Below are 18,825 nucleotides of genomic sequence, written 5' to 3'. Positions count from 1 at the left end.
ACATGTCATCCCGAGCCCCGCGAGGGATCTCAGCATGACCTTCCAGGCTGCGACTGGCGGCAGGATGGGCTTGAGGGCCGTACTGAGATCCCTCACGTGCGTTGGCTGGCGCCTTCCCTTCGGGTGCGGGATGACGCTGTAGGGCGAGGAGTGCCTTCCCCAAACAGTTTCCTAGTAAGAACCTGTTTCGGGAATGGCGCGAGCTCTCCGACTGCGTCCCCTCCCCCACGAGGAGAGGGACAACCGTAAGGTCGGCGTAGCCAGGGTGAAGCGCCACAGAGGTGACATCCGAGCCCCGCCGTATGGCCCCCCGCCTGCGCGGGGATGACTCATTACAGGGGTATTGGCTTCCCCAACAACTTTTCCCGGCTTAAAACGGTGGGGGCGCCAGGCCTCGGGGCTTCGATGGCTGGCGCCCCCCACACCGTCAGTCGCCCAAGGCCACGGCGTCGCCGTCGGGACCGGCGCTTTCCGCCAGCACGCGGGCCGTCTCGACCAGGCGGACGAACTCGGCGCGGTCGCCGTGGGGGTCGTCGCCGCGCGCCCCTCTCGCGAGGGCGAGCGCGTGGTCCCAGTCCGCGCCCGGCGCGAAGTCGCTCTGGCGCAGCAGCAGCGCCGCCTCCGTCACGGCGACGGCCCAGCGCGTGGCCTCGCTCGCGCGCGCCAGCGGGACGGCGTCGCCCGCGACGGGCACCGCCAGCCGGACGCTGGTGTCGGCGAACGTCCCGCCGTCGGTCGCGGGCTTGTAGCGGAGCGCGACGGTCATCCACTCGCCCGACGCCGCGGCGTCGGTGAGCGCAGGCGTCGTCTGGTACTTCAAGCCGTCGACGCCCGCGGTCGGGACCTCGACGCCGACGGGGACGATCTCGTACAGCGCCGTGACGGTGTGGCCGGCGCCCAACTCGCCCGCGTCCTTGGCGTCGTCGTTGAAGTCCTCGTTCGCGAGCGCCCGGTTCTCGTACCCGATCAGGCGGTAGCCCGCGACGCGCGCCGGGTTGAACTCGACCTGGATCTTGACGTCCTTGGCGATGGCAAAGAGCGTCCCGCCGAACTCCCTCACGAACACGCGCTCGGCCTCGCGCGCGCTGTCGATGTAGGCGTAGTTGCCGTTCCCGTGGTCCGCCAGCGTCTCCATCTTGGAGTCCTGGAGGTTGCCGGTCCCAAAACCTAAGACGGACAGGAAAACGCCCGACTCGCGCTCGGTCTCGACGAGCCGCTGCATGGCCGCGTCGGACGACTCGCCGACGTTGAAGTCGCCGTCGGTCGCCAGGATCACGCGGTTCGTGGCGCTGGGGTCGAAGTGACGGCGGGCGACCTCGTAGGCCAGGCGCAGGCCCTCGGCGCCGCCGGTCGAGCCGCCCGCGTACAGGCCGTCGATGGCGTCCAGAATGCGGGTCTTGTCCTCGCCCGAGGTCGGCGGCAGCACGAGCCCCGACGCGCCGGCGTAGACGACGAGCGCCACGCGGTCCTGGGGCCGCATCTCGCGGACGAGCAGGCGGAAGGCGCGCTGCAAGAGCGGCAGCTTGTCCGGCGACCGCATCGAGCCCGACACGTCGATGAGGAAGACCAAGTTGGCCGGGGGCAGGTCTTCGGTCTCGATCCGGCGGCCCTGGAGCCCGATCCGAACGAGGTGGTGCGCGGGTGCCCACGGTGCGGTCGTGATCTCGGTCGAGACCGCGAACGGGTGGCGGCCCGTCGGCCCGTCGAGCCCGTAGTCGAAGCTGTTGACGAATTCCTCGACGCGGACCGCGTCGACGGGCGGGAGCGTGCCGTCGGTCAGGAAGCGCCGCGTATTCGCGTAGCTGGCGCGGTCGACGTCGATGGAGAAGGTCGAGAGCGGGGCGTCGGCGGCGGTCCGGAAGCCGACCTCGTCGACCGGCGCGTAGCCCTCGCGGTCGACGGGCGGGGCGTGGCGCCAGCCGGGGCCGGGGCTGGGCGACGACGGCGGCGGCGGAGCCATCTGCGTCATGTGAATCCCCCCCGTCCGGTGGGGCACGCCGACGGCGTCGCGCGACATCTGAGGCCGCTCGAACGTGACGACGACCTCGCTGAGGCCAGCCTGATCCGCCGTCATCGCCACATCAGCGCGGACCGTGCCGCCCGCGACGGAGACCGTGACCTGTGCCGGCTCGTAGCCGATAAACTGGACCGCGAGCGTGTGCGTCCCGTCGGGCACGTTCGCCAGCCGGTACCGCCCGTCGATGTCGGTCGTCGCGCCTAGGCGAAGTGTCTCGATCTGGACCGCTGCCCCGATCAGCGGCTCGCCACTCGCGGCGTCGGTGACGGCGCCGACGACGGCGCCCGGCAGCGCGAGCGGCGGGCCGGACGCCAGCAGGGGCGCGAGAAGGGCGATGAGCACGAGGGGGCGACGCATGGCGACAGGGCGGGTGAGACAGGGGAGCCCAACGGGTGGGCCGCTAAGTCCTTGCGCAGGGCACACGTAAGACACCCCGGGGCTGCATTCGTCGCCCCGTCCGTCACACCACCCGCCCCGTAGGGTCCTCTCCCCTACCCCACGCGGACCGTCCGGATAAACCGGCGCACGGCGACGCTCGACGCCAGCAGGCCCAGCACGAGGCCGAGCGCGAGGAGCGCGGCCATCGACCACAGCGGCGTCCCGCCCGGCCACCCGACGGCCGCCGCGCCGCTCTCGGTCGAGCGAATAAATCGCAGGAACAGGTCGTAGAGCCCCCACAGCACGAGCCCCGCGACGACGCCCGCCGCCAGCCCCTGGAGCACGCCCTCGATCAGGAAGGGCCGCCGGATAAACGTGTTCGTCGCCCCGACCAGCTTCATCGTCCGGATCAGCATCCGGCGCGCGTAGATCGACAGCCGGACCGTGTTGCCCACCAACAGCAACGCGGCCACGACCACCAAGAGAGCGATCGCCAGCCCGACACTCGAGAACAGCTGGAGGTTGCGCTCGACGGCCTCGACGGAGGCCCGGTCGTAGGCCACGTCCTCGACGGCCGTCCACCCGTCGACGCGGCTGGCGAAGGCGGCCAGCGAGTCGGGGTTGGCGGAGTCGCCGCCGAGTTGGACGCGGTAGCTGGCCGGCAGAAACTGGGCGTCGTCGTAGAGGTCGGCCTCCTCGCCGAACGCCTCGCGGAAGATGGCGGCGGCCTGCTCGTGCGAGATGTAGCGGACCGAGTCGACGCCGGCGACCGACCGCAGGCGGTCGCCGATGCGCGTGGCGGCCTCGGGCGTGGCGCTGTCGGCCAGGAACACCTCGACCTCCGAGGCGCGCTGCCGGAGCGCCTCGGCGACGTTCTGGCCCTGCCACCCGAGCAGGGCGAAGATGCCGATCAGGACGAGGGCGATGGCGAGGGCCACGACGCTCGTCGCGGCAGCCAGCTTGGCGCGCCGGAAGCCGGCGAGCCCCTCGCGGAGCGTGTACGGAAGGGCCACGGGGAGGGCGTTGGGGGACGCCCACAAGCTACCGCGCCGTCACGGCCCGACGCGCAGCACCGCGAGCCGCACCGCCTCGGGGCCGGGCGGGCCCAGGATGACGCTCGGCCGCGAGGGGACAACCACGAACCGGCCCGACGGCGACCAGCACGGCGCCTCCCACACCGCGCCCTTGGGCAGGCGGACCGGTCCGGCGTGCGGGGCGCCCTCAACGAGTGGGACCACGTCGAGGTAGCGGAGACCGTCGAGGTCCACCCGCCCAGTCGACCAGTCCGTTCGGGGGCCCGCGGCCGAGACGACCGCCTCCGACCGCCCGTCGGCCGCCCCGCTCGACACGTCGACGTGAGCCCCGGCGATCGCGTCGGGGTCGGCCTCGGCGACCGGGGCGGCCGGGCGAGTACGAGACGAAGCGTCTCGATACGGGTCTCCCTCGACGCGCCACGCACCCGGGCAATCCCCCGTTGCCGGACCCGCCGCGCGCCATTCTGCCGGCGTCGCTGGCTGCGCGACGAGGGAGTCGAGTACGAGCCGTAAGGTCGGCAGGGTGTCGGGCGCCCCCCCGCCGCTGCGGAACCGCAGGCCCCGGACCAGCAGCGCGCCCTCCGCCTCGCGGATCGCCAGGCCACCGACGGTCCCAAACGTCTTCCGGACGCGGCCGTCGGCGTCGGGTGGATCGAGCACGATCGCCGTCCATCCCGGCAGGTCGACGACGCGAGCAGGCGGCGCCTCGGGGGCACGGACCGTAGGGTCACGCTCCGTCACGTCCGGCCGCAGGGCCGCGATCCCACCCACCACGATCACGGCGAACGCGACGACGAGGGTGATGCACCCCCCACCCAGGAGTTGTGGGACGGACCATCGCATGGCCTCAGTCTCGCTCGGAGTCGCCCCGGACGCCAGCAGGAGGGCACAAAAAGAGAGCGCCCGACGACGAATCGTCGGGCGCTCAGTCGGGGAGCTCGCCCTGGAGGGCGGGGCTGGGCGTGCTCAACCCGAGTCGGTGTGGCCACGAATGGCCGCTGCCGGAGACCCAAGGTACGCGCCGCATTCGGGTGCGGCAAGAACCCTGGATGAAGCCCTAGACCTGGCCCATCGCCGTCCGCAGGCGCGTCCGGGCCCGGTCGCGCTCGGCCTCCAACGCTGCACGCTCTTCCGGAGTGGTGGCCTCGGCGAGCCGCGCCGCGGCGCTCTCCTCGGCGGCCCGGGCGCGCTCGACGTCGATGTCGCCGGCCGGCTCGGCCGTCTCGGCCAGCATGATGACGTGGTCGTCCAGGACCTCGACAAAGCCGCCGGACGTCGCGAACGACACGCGGTCGCCGGTCAGCGTCGTTACGACGACGGTGCCGGTCTGGGTGGCCGCGAGCATCGGGGCGTGGCCGCGCAGGACCACGAACGAGCCCTCGACGCCGGGCGCGCGGAAGGCCCGGGCCTCGCCGCGGTAGGCCGCGCGGTCCGGGGAGACGATCTCGACGAGAAGGGAGTCAGCCATAGTGGTGGTCGGTGATCGGTGACCGGTCGTCGGCGGATCAGAAACCCGATCGCCGACGACCGACAATCCTCTAGGCCTCCGCGAGCATCTTCTCGCCGGCCTCGATGACCTCCTCGATGGCGCCCTTGTACAGGAACGCGCCCTCGGGCAGGTGGTCGAGCTCGCCCTCCAAGATCATCTTGAAGCCGCGGACGGTGTCCTCGACCTTGACGTACTTGCCGGGCGTGCCGGTAAACTGCTCGGCGACGAAGAACGGCTGCGACATGAACCGCTGGACGCGCCGGGCCCGGTTGACGACCTGCTTGTCCTCGTCGGACAGCTCGTCGAGGCCGAGGATGGCGATGATGTCCTGGAGCTCCTTGTCGCGCTGGAGCAGCTCCATCGTGTCCTGGGCGACGCGGTAGTGCTCCTTGCCGACGACCTCCTCGGTCAGGATCCGCGACGTGGAGTCGAGCGGGTCGATGGACGGGTAGATGCCGAGCGACGCGATGGCGCGCGAGAGGACGGTCGTGGCGTCGAGGTGGGCGAACGTCGTGGCCGGGGCCGGGTCCGTGAGGTCGTCCGCGGGCACATAGACGGCCTGGACGGAGGTGATGGCGCCGGTCTTGGTGGACGTGATGCGCTCCTGCATCGTGCCCATCTCGGTCGCCAGCGTCGGCTGGTAGCCCACGGCCGACGGCATGCGGCCGAGCAGGGCCGAGACCTCGGAGCCGGCCTGCGTGAACCGGAAGATGTTGTCGACGAAGAACAGGACGTCCGTGCCGCCCTGGTCGCGGAAGTACTCGGCGAGCGTCAGGCCGGAGAGCGCCACGCGGGCACGCGCGCCGGGCGGCTCGTTCATCTGGCCGAACACGAACGTCGCCTGGCTCTCCTTGAGCTTCTCCATGTCGACCTTCGAGAGGTCCCAGCCGCCCTCTTCCATCGAGTGCAGGAAGGCGTCGCCGTAGGTCATGATGCCCGACTCGAGCATCTCGCGCATCAAGTCGTTGCCCTCACGCGTCCGCTCGCCGACGCCGGCGAAGACCGAGAAGCCGTCGTGGCCCTTGGCGATGTTGTTGATGAGCTCCTGGATCAGGACCGTCTTGCCGACGCCGGCGCCGCCGAACAGGCCGATCTTGCCGCCGCGGGCGTAGGGCTGGATCAGGTCGATGACCTTGATGCCCGTCTCCAAGACCTCGACGGACGTCGCGAGCTGGTCGTAGGTCGGCGGGTCCGCGTGGATGGGGCGGTACTCCGAGACGGTCGGCTTGGGGAGCCCGTCGATGGCCTCGCCGACGACGTTGAACAGGCGGCCGCGGACCTCCTCGCCGACGGGCATCGCGATCGGCTTGCCGGTGCCGCGCACGGGCGTGCCGCGAGTCAGGCCGTCGGTCGAGTCCATCGAGATGGTCCGGACACGGTTCTCGCCGAGGTGCTGCTGGACTTCGAGGACGAGCGTGCCGGTCTCGCGGTCGATCTCGAGCGCGTCGAGGATGTCGGGCACCTGGCCGGCGGGGAACTCGCAGTCGACGACGGGGCCGATAACCTGGAGGACGTCGCCGGTGCCGGTCGCGGTGGGCGTGGAGGTTTCCATCTTGGACGGGTCGGAGGGGACAGGCCAGAAAGCTACCCGCCGCCGTTGGAGGCGTCGTGAACCGGGCGGCCCTCGCTGGCGAAGCTTCGGCAAAGGCCGGGGAGTCCAGGACCGCGGCCGGAGGACCGCGGACGGGTTCGGGCGGGCGCCGTCCGCTCGCGCCTAGGCCTGCTGGCGGTCCACCTCGTTCTGGATCGCCACCAGCCCGACCGCGAGTGCCGCCAGCGGGCCCACGACGGCGACGGCAAGGCCCGCCAGCACCCAGCCCGTCCCGCTGGCGCCGTGCGCCTCGGCCCACGTGCCGAGCTGGATCAGCGCGAAGGCGACGACGCACAGCGCCGCCGTGGCGTACGTCATCGCGGCCACGCGGGCCAGCACGGGCGCGCGCTTCTCCGGTGGGAGCGCCAGGATGGCTTCTTTGTTGGGCAGGTTGAGGCCGGGCGCGCCGGGGCGGAACACGGCGACGCGGACCATCCACTCCAGAAACGCCGCCATCGCCAAGCCGACAAGTGGCAGTGCCAGCCACCCCCACAGCGAGCCCTCCGACCAGTCGTCGGCGACGCCGTCGAACCCGTAGTGCGTCGGGAAGCGGCCGGGCACCTCGGGCCACACGGCGATCGCCACGGCCACCAGCCCGATCGCCAACGTCCACATCGTCAGGCGGGAAACGAGCACGGCGGCGGGGGCGAGAGGCCGGGACCGTACGGGCCACATCAGCCCGGGTTGCCGACGGCCGCCCCAGCGGTCCTCATCACAAAGGATAGTGGGGACGCCTTCGGTAGGGCTCACCCCATCGGATTCGCGTGAGCTCGCGAGCCAGACCTCCCCTCCCGGACGGGAGGGGTTGGGGGAGGGCGACCGGTAGGTGGGCTTGCGGTGATGTGGCCCTCACCCTGGCTGCGCCCCCCGCCTACGCGGGGGCAGGCTCGCTTCGCGGCTGCGCGTTGGCTGGCGCCGGCCTTCGGCGGCCCCTCTCCCGGAAGGCGAGGGGACGACGTAGGGGGGCTTGCGCCAGTCGTGCCCGCGTTGTCCGATCCGCCCCCTTCCCTCAAGCCCCTTACCCAGAGCATCCCGAAGGGGCTCTAGTAGTGCTTGTACCCGCCCGCGTGGAGCGGCACCCGGTTGCCGTCGGGGAGCCGCAGCACGACGCCCTCGTCGGGCTCGACGATCTGGCCGACGACGGCGTACGTGTCGGCCGCCAGCGTAGACGCGTCCGCCTCGGCGATGGTGAACAGCAGCTCGTAGTCCTCGCCGCCGTAGAGCACGAACGCCTCCGGGCGCTGGTCGTAGCGCTGGGCGACGAGCGCCGTCTGCACGTGGACCGGCAGGAGCCCGCCGTCGACGACGGCCCCGACGGTCCCGGCTTGCGACAGGTGGTGGGCCTCCGACGCCAGCCCGTCCGACACGTCGATGAGGGACGTCGGCCGGACGCCCGCCTCGGCCCAGAGCTGGACGCGGTCGAGCCGCGCCTGCGGCATCAGCTGGCGCTCGACGACGTACGCGAACTCCGTCAGGTCCGGCTGGACGTCCGCCGCGCCGTCGCCCGACTCGCCGGCAGCCTCCTTCCCGCCGATCAGGACCTGGAGGCCGGCCGCGGCGCTCCCCAAGTCGCCCGTCACGCACAGGAGGTCGCCGGGCTGGGCGCCCGCGCGCGTCACGATCTCGTCCTCGCGCGCCTCGCCGACGACGGTCACCGAGATCGTCAGCCGGGCCGAGGCCGTGATGTCGCCGCCGACGACGGCCAGCCCGTAGCGCTCGCAGGCCTGCCCGATGCCGACATAGAGCGTCTCGGCGCCCTCGACCGACAGGTTGTTGGGCAGCCCGAGCACGACCGTCGCGTAGAGCGGCCGGGCGTTCATGGCGCAGATGTCGCTGACGTTGGTCGCGATGGCCTTCCAGCCGAGCGCGCGGAGCGGCACGTACGTCCGGTCGAAGTGGACGCCCTCCACCATCGCGTCGGTCGTGACGACGTGGACGCGGCTGGCGCCGTCGGAGCCCGCGCCGCCGACGCGGTACACGGCGGCGTCGTCGCCGATGCCGACGACCAGGTCGCGAGCACTCGTGGCGTCGGCGAGCGTCTCGGTGAGCCGGTCGATCAGGCCGAACTCGCCGACCTCGGAGACGGGGGTGAACGGCTGGGACTCGGGGATCTCGGACATCGTCGGGGCGGAGGGGACGTCCGAAACCTACCCGTGCGGGCCGGGGCGGCGCCTCCGCACCGTCTTCAGCCGGCGACGGCCAGCCCGACCGCGACCGCCAGGCCCAGCGCCCCGAGCACGACGGCGATCACCGCGTAGCCCCGGATCATCGCCGCCCACCCCGCCTCGTGCCCCCAGTCGTCGTCCGCGAGGTCGACCGGCGCCCGCCACTCGCGGACGCCCAAGAGGACGAAGACACCGGAGACCACGCCGAGACAGAGGGCGAACGCGAGGCCCACGCTACCCCTCGTCCTCGTCCATCTCCACCGACTCGCGCACGGGCCGCGCCAGCATCCGCTGCTCGCGGGGCGGCACGAGGAGCGTCCGCGAGGCGCCGTCGTAGCGCTGGGCGAAGCGGCGGTCCGACATCCGCACGTAGCGCACGAAGTCGACGATCCCGATGCCGACCGGGATCAGCGTCCAGCAGAACAGGAGCATCGCGACGCCCCACTTGGTCTGGCCGAGGTAGAACCGGTGCGCGCCGACGCCGCCGAACAGCAGCGCGAGCAGGGTCGCCGTCCCCTTGTCCTTGCCCCGGCCGACGAGCCGGGCCGGCGCCTCGGGCTGGCGGACGTCGCACGTCGGGCACACGCCGGCCCTCGCCTCGATCTCCTCGCCGCACGCGTAGCAGTACTTGGTGACGACGGGCCGGGACGCGGGCGCGCGGGGCGCGGCGACGACGGCGAGCGCGGCAGGTTCGGGCGCTGGTTTGGGCTGCCGACGCCAGCGTCGCGAGCCCCCGCGCCGGGTCCGCTTGCGGGTGGGGTCGGGCCCGAAGGCCTGCTCTTCGAGCTCGTCGGAGGAGAGGCGGTCGAGCCCGTCGTGCGCTTCGAAGTGGGTGCTGGACATCGGATCGAGGGTGGGGAGGTCGCGCGCGGCCCGGCGGCGACCCGCCGTATTCGGCCCGGCGCGGGTGGAGTTGCGCCGACCCGGTCAGTGCCGGCCCCGGCCGCCCGGGGCGTGGCGGCGGAGCGAGTAGCCCATCTCCTGCTCGCGCAAGTCGATGTCGAGGTCGGCGATGACGCCCGACAGCCGGCCCTGGGCGTCGCGGACGCCCTTGTTGTAGGCCGCCGGGCCGATCTCGTCGAGCGCGTAGTCCAGAAAGGACTCGGCGGCGATGGTGCCGATCTCGATCTCGAGGTGCTCGCGGACGTAGTCCTGGATGGACTCGATGAGGTCCACGCGGGAGCGCTTGGGGATGTCGATGGGCATCGGTCGGGTCGAGAAGGGGCAGGCGCTACGGCAGCGTCAGCGAGCCCTGGAAGGCGGGCGCGCGCGCGCCGGTGACGGCGGGGAGGCCGGTGCGGACGCCGTTGGCCCACTCGTGCGCGAGCACGGCGAACAGCACGGCCTCCTTGGCGTCGGGGTCGAGCCCGTGCGCGGCGGTCGTCTCGACGGGCATCGGCGCGAGCGCCTCGCGCAGCGCCGCCATCAGCGTCGGGTTGCGGACGCCGCCGCCGGACGCGATCACCCGCGCCGCGCCCGGCGCGTGCCGCCGGACGGCGTCGGCGACGGACCGGGCCGTGAGCGCGGCGGCCGTCGCGAGCAGGTCGGCCGGCGCGTGGCCCGTCGCGACCAGCCGGTCCACGAACGCCGTCCCGAAGTCCTCCCGGCCGGTCGACTTCGGCGGGGGCGCCGCGAAGTACGGCTCCGCGAGCACGGCGTCGACGAACGCGGGATCGGGCGTGCCGGCCGCCGCGAGCGCGCCGTCGCGGTCGAACGGCTCGCCCAGGAGCCGGGCTGCGAGCGCGTCGGAGACCATGTTCGCCGGGCCGGTGTCGAACGCCAGCGCTACGCCGTCGGGTGTCACGACGGACACGTTCGCGATGCCGCCCAGATTGAGCAGCACGCGCGTCTCGGTGGCGTGCGCGAACAACGTCCCGTCGAGGTACGGCGCCAGGGGTGCGGCCTGGCCGCCGAGCGCGAGGTCGCCCGCCCGGAAGTCGGCCACGACGGGGACGCCGAGGGCGGTCGCGATCTCGGCCGGGCATCCGATCTGCAGCGTCGACCGCGTCGGGACGCCCGCGCAGTCCTCGGCGACGGGCACGTGCTGGACCGTCTGCCCGTGGCTCCCAACAAGGTCGAGGTCGGCCACTGCGAGCCCGGCGGCCTCGCACGCGGACCGGGCGGCCGCCGCAAAGTGGAGCCCGAGCCGGGCGTGGAGCTGGCTCACGAGCCGGACGTCGGAGGTGGCCTCCTCGACGCACGCCCGAAGCGCGGCGCGGAGCGTGTCGGAATACGGCTCGCTGACGAAGCCGAGCACCTCGGCCGCCAGACCAGCCCCGGTCCCGTCGACGCGCACAACGGCGGCGTCGACGCCGTCGAGCGAGGTCCCGCTCATCAGCCCGGCGACGATGCGCGGGCCGGGGCGCGCGAGGCGCTGCAGCACACTCATCCGCTTTTGCGCCGCAGCTCGGCCGCGCGCTCCAAGAGGTCCTCGGCGGACTCGGGCGTCCGCGCGGCCAGCTTCTCGTACATCAGCGCCGCCTCGACGTACTGGTGCTGCGCCGCGTAGATCTTCGCCAGCGTTTCCGAGGCGAGGTCGTCGACGTTGCCCGCGTCGGGGTCGACGATCGGGCCGGAATAGGCGGGGTCGGGCTTGATGCGCGGGGCGTCCTCGAGTTGGGCGATCAGCGAGTCGAGTTCGTCGGCGACCGACGGCATCGGCGGGGGCACGTCCTCGACGGTCGCCTCGGCGGGCGGGGGCTCCGGGTCGGCGGGCGGGGGGCGGTCGCCCTCGGGCGCGATCACGTCCGGCGAGACGAGGGCGGCGGGCGGCGGCGCGGGCACGTCGGCCTCGTCGACCAGCGACCAGCCCTCGGTCGGCGCGTCGACGTCGGGCGGGGAGAGCGCCGTTGGCGCGGGCTCGGTCGCCTCGTGAGCCTCCGGCGGGAGGACGGGCGCGAGCCCCGTCTCGTCGCCCCAACTGGCCGCCGTCGGGGCGGGGCCGGGCGGAGCCGACGCGCCGGCGGTCGGCTCGGGCGCCTCGGCGGTGGGCGTCGGGTCCCCCGCCAGCTCGTCCGCCGCGAAGGTCGCCGGCTCGCCGAAGCCGAGCAAGGGGCCGTCGGCGTAGTCGTCGTCGTAGGCGGGGTCCGCGTCCGAATCTGGCGCGGTGGCGGGTGGGGGTGGCTCGGGCGCTGCGGGAGCTGGCGGGGCCGGCTCGGGAGGTGCGGTCGCCTCGGGCTCGGGCGCCCGACCGGGGGCCGGCGCGGGCGTCGCCGGGACGGGCGGCGGGAGGCCCGGGGCCGCGTCGTCCGGGATCTGCGACGCGAGCAGGCGCGCCCGCTCGCGGTGGACGAGCGCGCTCCGGGGCACGAGGGCCGCGGCCCGCCCCCACGACACGAGCGCCTCGTCGATCTCGCCGGCGGCCTCCAGCGCCGTCGCCCGGAGCACGTGGGCCGCCGCGTAGGTCGGCGCCTCGGCGACGAGCGCCGCCAGCCGCGACGCCGCCTCGGCCGGCCGGCCCTCGGCGAGAAGGCGGGCCGCGCGCTGGATCTCAGGGTCGGGAGGGACGGACATGCGCTCGGGTGGGGCCGCAAACTACGGCCCGGCGCCGTCCGCTCAGACGAGCCGGTACAGCTCTTGGGCCGTCGCCCGGCCCCGCAGCGCGACCTCGCCCAGCGGCTGGCCCTCGAACCGCCCCAGCGGCAGACGCTCCCAGACGGCCCGCGTCGCCAGCACCTGGGTCCCCAGCGTCTTGTTCAGCCCCTCGACGCGCGCGGCCACGTTCACCACGTCGCCGGTCACCTTGTATTCCTTGTGCTGGACCGAGCCGACGGTCCCGGCCACCACGTCGCCGGCGTGCAGCCCGATCCCGACCGTCGTCGGCCGGAGGTGCCCGGCCTCCACCTCCGCCGCGACGCGGGCCACGATGTCGAGCGAGGCCTCGACGGCGTTCGCGCAGTCCGCCGGCGACTGGATGGGCGCGCCGAAGATGGCCATGAACCCGTCGCCCAGCAGCTGGTGGACGATCCCGCCGCGCGAGGTGACGGCGTCGATCGTGAGCCCGAAAAAGCGGTTGAGGAACGCGACGACGGCCTCCGGCTCGGCCTGCTCGGCGAACGAGGTAAAGTCGCGGACGTCGAGGAACATGACGCACGCGGCGACGCGTCGGCCGGGCGGGTCGGCGTCGTGGCGGATGAGCTCCTCGACGACCGCCGGGGCGGTGTGCCGGCCGAACACGTCCAGGATCCGCGTGCGCTCGGCCTCCTGGCGCGCCGCGTCGAGCGTCTGTGCGGACTGCATGGCCAGGATCGTCAGCAGCCGCGCATCGCCGCTCGTGAACGGGCCCGCCGTCTTGTTATAGAGCGTGAGCACGCCCAAGAACTCGCCGTGCGCGATGAGCGGCGCGCACAGGACGGTGCGGACGCCCTCGCCCCAGTCGAACTGGGCGAACGGCTCCTCGCGGAGGTCGTCGAGGCGCAGGGTCCGGCGGTGGTGGGCCACCCACCCCAGCAGCGCCTCGCCCGGGCGCAGCGCCTCCCGCGCGCCCCGGACCGTCCGCACGAACGTCTCGGCCGCCCCCGCGGCGTGGCGGTCGACGAGCGTGACGACGCCCTGCTCGGCGCCCATCGCCTCGATCGAACGGCGGACGAGCGTGTGGACGGCCTGGCCCAGCTCGCGGGCGCTCCCCAACGCAACGGCGACTTCGTTGAGCAGCGCGAGCTCGTCGACGGATCGGCGGAGCCGCGCAAGCTCGGCATCGGGGGGGGTGGGCATGGGGCGCGAGAGCGGGGGTAGGGGGGTGCGAGCCGAGGGGCCGCCGCAGGTTACTCGGGCGTCAGGATCGGGAGAACGCACTAGTCTCGGTTCACTAAGTCCATAGTACACTACCGATTCGCTCTTCACCGCCCTCCCCGACGTGTCGGCCTTCCACCCACCGACTTCCCCGCCGCCCCTCGTCGGGAGCGACGTCGGGCCGTACCGCGTGGTCGAGCGCGTCGGCGCGGGCGGGATGGGCGTCGTGTACCGGGCGACGGACACGCGACTGGGCCGCGAGGTGGCGCTCAAGGTGCTCGCCCCGGGGCTGGTCGCCGACGAGTCCGCGCGCGCGCGGCTGTTGCAAGAGGCCCGGGCCGTCGCGGCGCTCGACCACGTCCACCTCGCGGCGATCTTCGACGTCGGCGAGACGCACGGCCAGCCGTACCTCGCCATGGCGTTCTACGACGGCGAGACGCTGCGCGAGCGCCTCGACCGAGGCCCGCTCGCGGCGGCCGAGGCGGCCGGGCTGGGGGCGCAGATCGCGCGGGGGCTGGCGGCGGCGCATCACGCCGGCGTCGTCCACCGCGACCTCAAGCCGGCGAACGTGATGCTGCTGCCGCGCGGCGGGCCCGGCGGCGGCCCGTGCGTCAAGGTGCTCGACTTCGGGATCGCCCACCTCGACGGCGGCGAGCTGACGCAGGACGGCGAGAGCCTGGGCACGGCGCTCTACATGAGCCCGGAGCAACTCCGTGGCGAGCGCGCCGACGCCCGGTCCGACGTCTGGGCGCTCGGCGTCGTCCTGTTCGAGACGGTGACCGGTCGGCGCCCGTTCGACGGCGCCTACGCCGCCGCGAGGGCGTATGCCGTCCTCCACGAGCCCACCCCGCCCCTGGGCGACCTCCCGGCCGGGCTGGTGGACATTGTCGCGGCGTGTCTCGAAAAGGACCCCGCCGACCGCCCCGCGTCGATGGAGGCGGTTGCGGAGGCGCTGGACGCCCTGGGCCGGGACAAGCCCCCTCCCCCACCGACCGGGGCGACGCCGCGGGCCACCCCCGAGCCTGCGCACCGCGCGAGCCGGGCCCGCCGGATCCCCCGCATGGCGATGCTGGCGGGCGTCGTCCTCGTCGCCGTCCTCGCCGCCGTGGCCCTGTGGCCCGAGGCCGCCGTGGCCGAGCCGCACCGCCTGGCCGTGCTGCCCTTCCGGGCCGTCGGCGCCGAGGCCGGGATGCTCTCCGAGGGGCTCGTCGAGACGGTGACGGGGAAGCTGGGGCAGGTCGGCCCCGTCTCCGACCGCGTCCGCATCGTGCCGGCCAGCGAGGTCCCGGCCGGGCTCACGCCGACGCAGGCCCGCGACCAGCTCGGCGCGACGCTCGTCGTGGAGGGGACCGTCCAGACCGAGGGCGGCCGCGTCCGCGTCACGCTCTCGCTGGTCGACGTCGGCGGCGAGACACCGAACACGCTGGGCTCGGACGAGGTGGACGACACCAGCGGCAGCGCGTTCGCGCTCCAAGACGCGGCGGTTCTCGCGCTGGCGGACCTGCTCCGTGTCGAGGTCGGGGCCGAGACGCAGGCGGCGCTGGCGGCCGGGGGCACCGACGACCCCGAGGCCAACGAACTCTTCCTGCGTGGCCGAGGCGAGCTCCGCCAGCAGCAGGGCGCCGACGACCTGGCGCGCGCCCGGGCGCTCTTTACCGAGGCGCTCGCCATCGACTCGTCGTTCGCGCTCGCCTTCGCCGGGCTCGCCGAGGCCGAATGGCAGACCTACCGCGCCACCTCGGACGTCGCCTGGGCCGACCGCGCCGTCGCCAGCGCCCGGCGCGCCCTCGCCCTCGACGACGGGCTCGCCGAGGTCCACACCGTGCTCGGCGCGATCCACGACGGCCGGGGCGAGTACGGGCTGGCGCTGGCGGCCTTCGACCGGGCCCTCGCCATCGCGCCGGACCACGCCGAGGCCACGCGGCGCCTCGCGATGGCCTACGGGATGCTCGGCCGCTCCGCCGACGCCGAGGCCACCTTCCGACGCGCCATCGATCTCGCCCCGGACTACTGGCGCCCGTACAGCAGCTTCGGCGTCTATTATCTCGACGAGGGCCGGGCCGACGACGCCACGCTCCAGTTCCAGCGGGGCCTGGCGCTCGACCCGGCCAACACCACGCTGCTCATCAACCTCGGCGTGGCCGAGTGGACGCGCGGCGACCTCGAGGCGGCGGCCGCCGCCTTTGCCCAGGTGGCCCGGCTCGACCCCCGCAACCTGTTCGCCGTGTCGAACCTCGCGACGGTCCGCGCCACGCTCGGCGACTACCCCGGCGCCGTCCGGGCGGCCGAAACCGCCGTCGCCCTGCAGCCCGACGACTACACGGCCCGCCACCAGCTCGCCGAGGCCCGGTGGTGGTCGCCCGGCCAGCGCGCCGCCGCCCGCGCCGACTACCGCGCCACGCTCGACCTCGCCCGCGCCCACCTCGCCGTCGGCCGCACGCCGGCCGTCCTCGTGACGATGGCCGAGGCCTACGCCGTGCTCGGCCAGCGCGACAGCGCCCGCGCGGCCCTCGCCGAGATCGCTCAGGCCAGCGCGCCCGACGACCTCGACGTGTCGACCGCCGTCACGGTCGGCGTCGCCCACGAGATCGCCGGCCAGCGCGCCGAGGCCGCCCGCTGGTTCCGCAGCGCGCTCGGCCGCGGCTTCGGCCGCGACGTCGTCGACCGCTCGCCGTGGCTGGCCGACTTCCGCTCGTCCCCCGCCTTTTCCACCCTCCCCGCTGCCCCATGACTCGCGTCTTCCCTCTCGCCCTCCTCTTGGTGTGCGCCTGTGCCTCGGCGCAACCCGACCCGAGCCGGACCGTCCCGCTCCGCGATGCGCACATCGTGACCGTCACCCAGGAGCGGGGCCAGTACCTGTTCGAGGTCGAGGGGCAGCCGTACGACCTCGCCGCGGCCCTCAACCCTGGCGGCACGCTCGTCGTGGCCGCCACCGACGGCTTGCGCGTGATGGTGGTGGCCGAGGACCGGGGCGTGTACGACACGCGGAATCACACGGGCCACGCCCTCATGGCCGGGCCGGTCGCGGTCTGGATCGACGGCCGAGACCATGACGAGGTGGGCGTGCTCCGGGCCACGTCCGAGCTGAGGCGCGGCCTGCGCGGGGAGGTCCGGGTGTCCTTCCTCGTCTGCGACCGAGAGGTGGGGTACGGAGACTGCGACCGATGGGTCGCCGCGCGGCCCCGGATCCGCCCCAGCGAGTCGGGGACTGAAGATCGAAGCCTCCGGTTGGAGGTCGACGGTGGGCCCCATGTGTATGCGCCGGCGAACCGGCCCGCGCCCGCGCCCGAGCCGGGCCCGCCGGTGCGCCCCGTCCGCGAGTGAGGCCACGGGCGCGCGCCGGCCCTCAGGCGTCGGCGCCCCGGCGCCCCGCCAGCGAGGCGAGGTACAGCCGCACGCCCTCGCGCTCGTCGGGCGTCATCCGGGCCGTCGCGGTCCACGGCATCACCTCGGGGTCGAGCGCGCGGCCGTCGGGCAGGACGCCCGTCGTCAGCGTCTCGTGGAACTGCTCGGGCGCCCACTGCCCCGAGGCCGCGAGGTCCGGGGCGAACGGCGCCCCCGGCTCCGGCGGCTGTTTCCCGACCACGCCCGCGCCGTGGCAGTACGCGCACATCATCTCGGTGACGTACTCGCCGTACTCGACCGTCGCCCCGGGCGGGGGCGAGGTCGCCGTCGTCGGCTCGGCGTAGACGTTGACGCCCGGATCGAGGGGGCCGGCCGCGAGCACCTTGCCCATCAAGCGGAACTCGGTCCGCCCGATGTCGGCGCCCGCGGGCTCCAGCGACTCCAGGTAGGCGATGAGGTCGGCCGCCTCGGCGTCGCTCATCTTGTGGTAGGCGCCCGACGGCATGACGGTCACCGCGCGGCCGTCGGCGCGGACGCCATGGCGGATGGCGCGGTCCCAGCCCGCCGCGTCGTACTCGCCGCCGACGCCGGCCGGCGTGAGGTTGGAGGCGACGAGCCGGAACGGGCCGCCCTCCCCCATCACCTGCCCGGCCAGGTCGTCGCCGTGGCAGTCGCGGCAGCCGTAGATGCCCGCGAGGTGGGCGCCGCGCGCGAGCGCGGCGGAGTCGGACGAGATCGCGAGCGGCTCGACGGCCACGTCGTGGACGGCGTCGATGTTCGAGCCGCCGACCATCGCGCCGACGCCGACGGCGACGACGGCCAGAACGAGGAGGGCGCCGAGCCCGAGGCCGACCCCTTTGAGGATGCGCATGACGTCAGACGAAGAGGGTTCACAGACCGAGGCGACAGCCGCCTCGGCGCCCCATCATGCGTCAGCCCCGCTGGCCGGGGACCACATCCGCCCCCCTGCCCCGACACGGGGGCCCTCTGGACACCATGACGGCCCGATGGCCACCCTTCGTGACGGCCCGCAGTTAAACCGCCGCCGCCGGCAGGTCCAGGACGGTCCGCAGGCCCGGCCGCGCCGCGCCGATCCGCCGCGCCGCGTTGACGACCGCCGCGACCGTCGCCGTGTCGCCGAACGTCCCGCCCTCGACGACGACCGTGAGCGGCGGGTCCCCCGCGATCGCCACGCGGTCCTCGTCGGGCGCGCCGACGGCCATCGTCAGCCTAAGCGTGGCCCGCGTCTCGCCGTCGAGGGTGACGGTCGCGGTCTGGTGGATGCCCGCCACGTCGCCCGCCGCGACCGTCGCGTGCGGCGTCGTGTGGTCCGCGTCGGCGAGGTGGGGGCCGAACGTTTCCGTCACCTCGGCGCCGGCCCAGCCGAGCCCGGCCGCGAGCGCCTTCGCCGACTCGACCATCCCGATGTGCCCGAACCCGCCCGCCGCCTCGCGCTCGCGGAACGCGGCGACCGAAAGCCCGGCACCGACCTTTTTTTGGAGCGGCCCCCGCCGCCGCCCGGCGTCGACGGACCGCGACACGTCGACGCGGTCGACGCGCGCGACGACGGAGTTGGCGAGCACGACCGGGAAGAGGTCCATCACGAAGCCCGGGTTGACGCCCGTCCCGACGACGGACACGCCCGCCTCCCGAGCCGCCGCGTCGACGCGCTCGCAGAAGCCGGGGTCGCGGTCGAACGGCCAGAACAGCTCCTCCGACGACGACACGACGTGCGCGCCCGCCGCCACGCACGCCAGCAGCTGCCCCTCGATCCGGTCGAGGAACGAGAGCGTCGTGTGGAGGACCACGTCGGGCGCCCACTCTGCGAGGGCCGCGTCGGCGTCGTCGCGGACGGTCGCGCCGACGGGCTCGCGGCCGAGCACCTCCCCCACGTCGCGGCCGACGCGGCCGGGGTCGAGGTCGAGGGCGCCGACGATCGTGTGGCCGTGGTCGAGGGCGAGGCGGGCGCAGGCCTGGCCGATGGGGCCGAGGCCAAACTGAACGATGCGGAGCGACATGGTGGGGGCGGGGGGGATCGGCCCGCAAGCTCTCACCGGGACGCGAGCCGCCGCCAC

Annotated in this window: 17 protein-coding genes; 2 read left to right on the top strand and 15 right to left on the bottom strand. The window is 74.0% G+C overall.

Features of this window, described 5'->3' with window-relative positions:
* Positions 1-427: 427 nt before the first annotated feature.
* The 13 genes from ACLIRP_RS01885 to ACLIRP_RS01825 all read right to left on the bottom strand — a co-directional run bounded on the left by ACLIRP_RS01885 (position 428) and on the right by ACLIRP_RS01825 (position 13,387).
* Positions 428-2,374: a YfbK domain-containing protein gene (locus ACLIRP_RS01885; protein WP_412062260.1), complete on the bottom strand. Its 1,947-nt coding sequence runs from the start codon at positions 2,372-2,374 to the stop codon at positions 428-430.
* Positions 2,375-2,508: 134 nt separating this feature from the next.
* The gene (locus tag ACLIRP_RS01880; RefSeq protein ID WP_412062259.1) at positions 2,509-3,408 is read right to left on the bottom strand and encodes a cell division protein FtsX; all 900 of its coding nucleotides are present in this window, start codon (positions 3,406-3,408) and stop codon (positions 2,509-2,511) included.
* A 39-nt stretch (positions 3,409-3,447) separates the two neighbouring features.
* Positions 3,448-4,272 (bottom strand): hypothetical protein, encoded by an 825-nt coding sequence (locus ACLIRP_RS01875; RefSeq protein ID WP_412062258.1) that lies wholly within the window; start codon positions 4,270-4,272, stop codon positions 3,448-3,450.
* Between the two features lie 214 nt (positions 4,273-4,486).
* On the bottom strand, positions 4,487-4,897 hold the full coding sequence (gene atpC, locus ACLIRP_RS01870) for an ATP synthase F1 subunit epsilon (protein WP_412062257.1): 411 nt from the start codon (positions 4,895-4,897) through the stop codon (positions 4,487-4,489).
* A 70-nt stretch (positions 4,898-4,967) separates the two neighbouring features.
* A complete protein-coding gene (atpD, locus tag ACLIRP_RS01865) occupies positions 4,968-6,470 on the bottom strand; it encodes a F0F1 ATP synthase subunit beta (RefSeq protein ID WP_412062256.1) in 1,503 nt (500 codons plus the stop codon).
* Between the two features lie 162 nt (positions 6,471-6,632).
* A complete protein-coding gene (locus ACLIRP_RS01860; RefSeq protein WP_412062255.1) occupies positions 6,633-7,145 on the bottom strand; it encodes a DUF1648 domain-containing protein in 513 nt (170 codons plus the stop codon).
* Positions 7,146-7,552: 407 nt separating this feature from the next.
* Complete coding sequence (gene thiL / locus ACLIRP_RS01855; RefSeq protein ID WP_412062254.1) at positions 7,553-8,629, bottom strand: thiamine-phosphate kinase; 1,077 nt, start codon at positions 8,627-8,629, stop codon at positions 7,553-7,555.
* A gap of 65 nt (positions 8,630-8,694) precedes the next feature.
* On the bottom strand, positions 8,695-8,907 hold the full coding sequence (locus ACLIRP_RS01850; protein ID WP_412062253.1) for a hypothetical protein: 213 nt from the start codon (positions 8,905-8,907) through the stop codon (positions 8,695-8,697).
* A gap of 1 nt (position 8,908) precedes the next feature.
* Entirely contained in the window at positions 8,909-9,517 is a 609-nt protein-coding gene (locus ACLIRP_RS01845) for a TM2 domain-containing protein (protein ID WP_412062252.1), read from the bottom strand.
* An 84-nt stretch (positions 9,518-9,601) separates the two neighbouring features.
* Positions 9,602-9,880, bottom strand: a complete 279-nt coding sequence (locus ACLIRP_RS01840; RefSeq protein WP_412062251.1) for a DUF2164 domain-containing protein — start codon at positions 9,878-9,880, stop codon at positions 9,602-9,604.
* Positions 9,881-9,905: 25 nt separating this feature from the next.
* Positions 9,906-11,063, bottom strand: a complete 1,158-nt coding sequence (locus tag ACLIRP_RS01835; RefSeq protein ID WP_412062250.1) for an anhydro-N-acetylmuramic acid kinase — start codon at positions 11,061-11,063, stop codon at positions 9,906-9,908.
* Positions 11,060-12,187 carry a tetratricopeptide repeat protein gene (locus tag ACLIRP_RS01830; RefSeq protein ID WP_412062249.1) on the bottom strand — a complete coding sequence of 376 codons (1,128 nt, stop codon included), beginning with the start codon at positions 12,185-12,187 and terminating at the stop codon, positions 11,060-11,062. The genes ACLIRP_RS01835 and ACLIRP_RS01830 overlap by 4 nt, the downstream gene beginning before the upstream one ends.
* Positions 12,188-12,229: 42 nt before the next feature.
* On the bottom strand, positions 12,230-13,387 hold the full coding sequence (locus ACLIRP_RS01825; RefSeq protein WP_412062248.1) for an adenylate/guanylate cyclase domain-containing protein: 1,158 nt from the start codon (positions 13,385-13,387) through the stop codon (positions 12,230-12,232).
* Positions 13,388-13,529: 142 nt separating this feature from the next.
* Here ACLIRP_RS01825 and ACLIRP_RS01820 point away from each other — a divergent pair, with 142 nt between their 5' ends.
* Positions 13,530-16,136: a protein kinase domain-containing protein gene (locus tag ACLIRP_RS01820; protein ID WP_412062247.1), complete on the top strand. Its 2,607-nt coding sequence runs from the start codon at positions 13,530-13,532 to the stop codon at positions 16,134-16,136.
* Complete coding sequence (locus tag ACLIRP_RS01815) at positions 16,133-16,729, top strand: hypothetical protein (RefSeq protein ID WP_412062246.1); 597 nt, start codon at positions 16,133-16,135, stop codon at positions 16,727-16,729. Before ACLIRP_RS01820 ends, ACLIRP_RS01815 begins: the two co-directional genes overlap by 4 nt.
* 22 nt (positions 16,730-16,751) lie before the next feature.
* Here the strand turns inward: ACLIRP_RS01815 and ACLIRP_RS01810 are convergent, their stop codons facing one another.
* Both ACLIRP_RS01810 and ACLIRP_RS01805 read right to left on the bottom strand, forming a co-directional pair.
* Positions 16,752-17,621: a c-type cytochrome gene (locus ACLIRP_RS01810; protein ID WP_412062245.1), complete on the bottom strand. Its 870-nt coding sequence runs from the start codon at positions 17,619-17,621 to the stop codon at positions 16,752-16,754.
* A gap of 163 nt (positions 17,622-17,784) precedes the next feature.
* On the bottom strand, positions 17,785-18,768 hold the full coding sequence (locus tag ACLIRP_RS01805; RefSeq protein ID WP_412062244.1) for a dihydrodipicolinate reductase: 984 nt from the start codon (positions 18,766-18,768) through the stop codon (positions 17,785-17,787).
* Positions 18,769-18,825: the final 57 nt, after the last annotated feature.

The sequence above is a fragment of the Rubrivirga halophila genome (assembly GCF_046845755.1).
Lineage (GTDB): Bacteria > Bacteroidota > Rhodothermia > Rhodothermales > Rubricoccaceae > Rubrivirga.
Note: the sequence above shows the minus strand (reverse complement) of the source record. Positions and strands in the feature narration are given on the sequence as shown.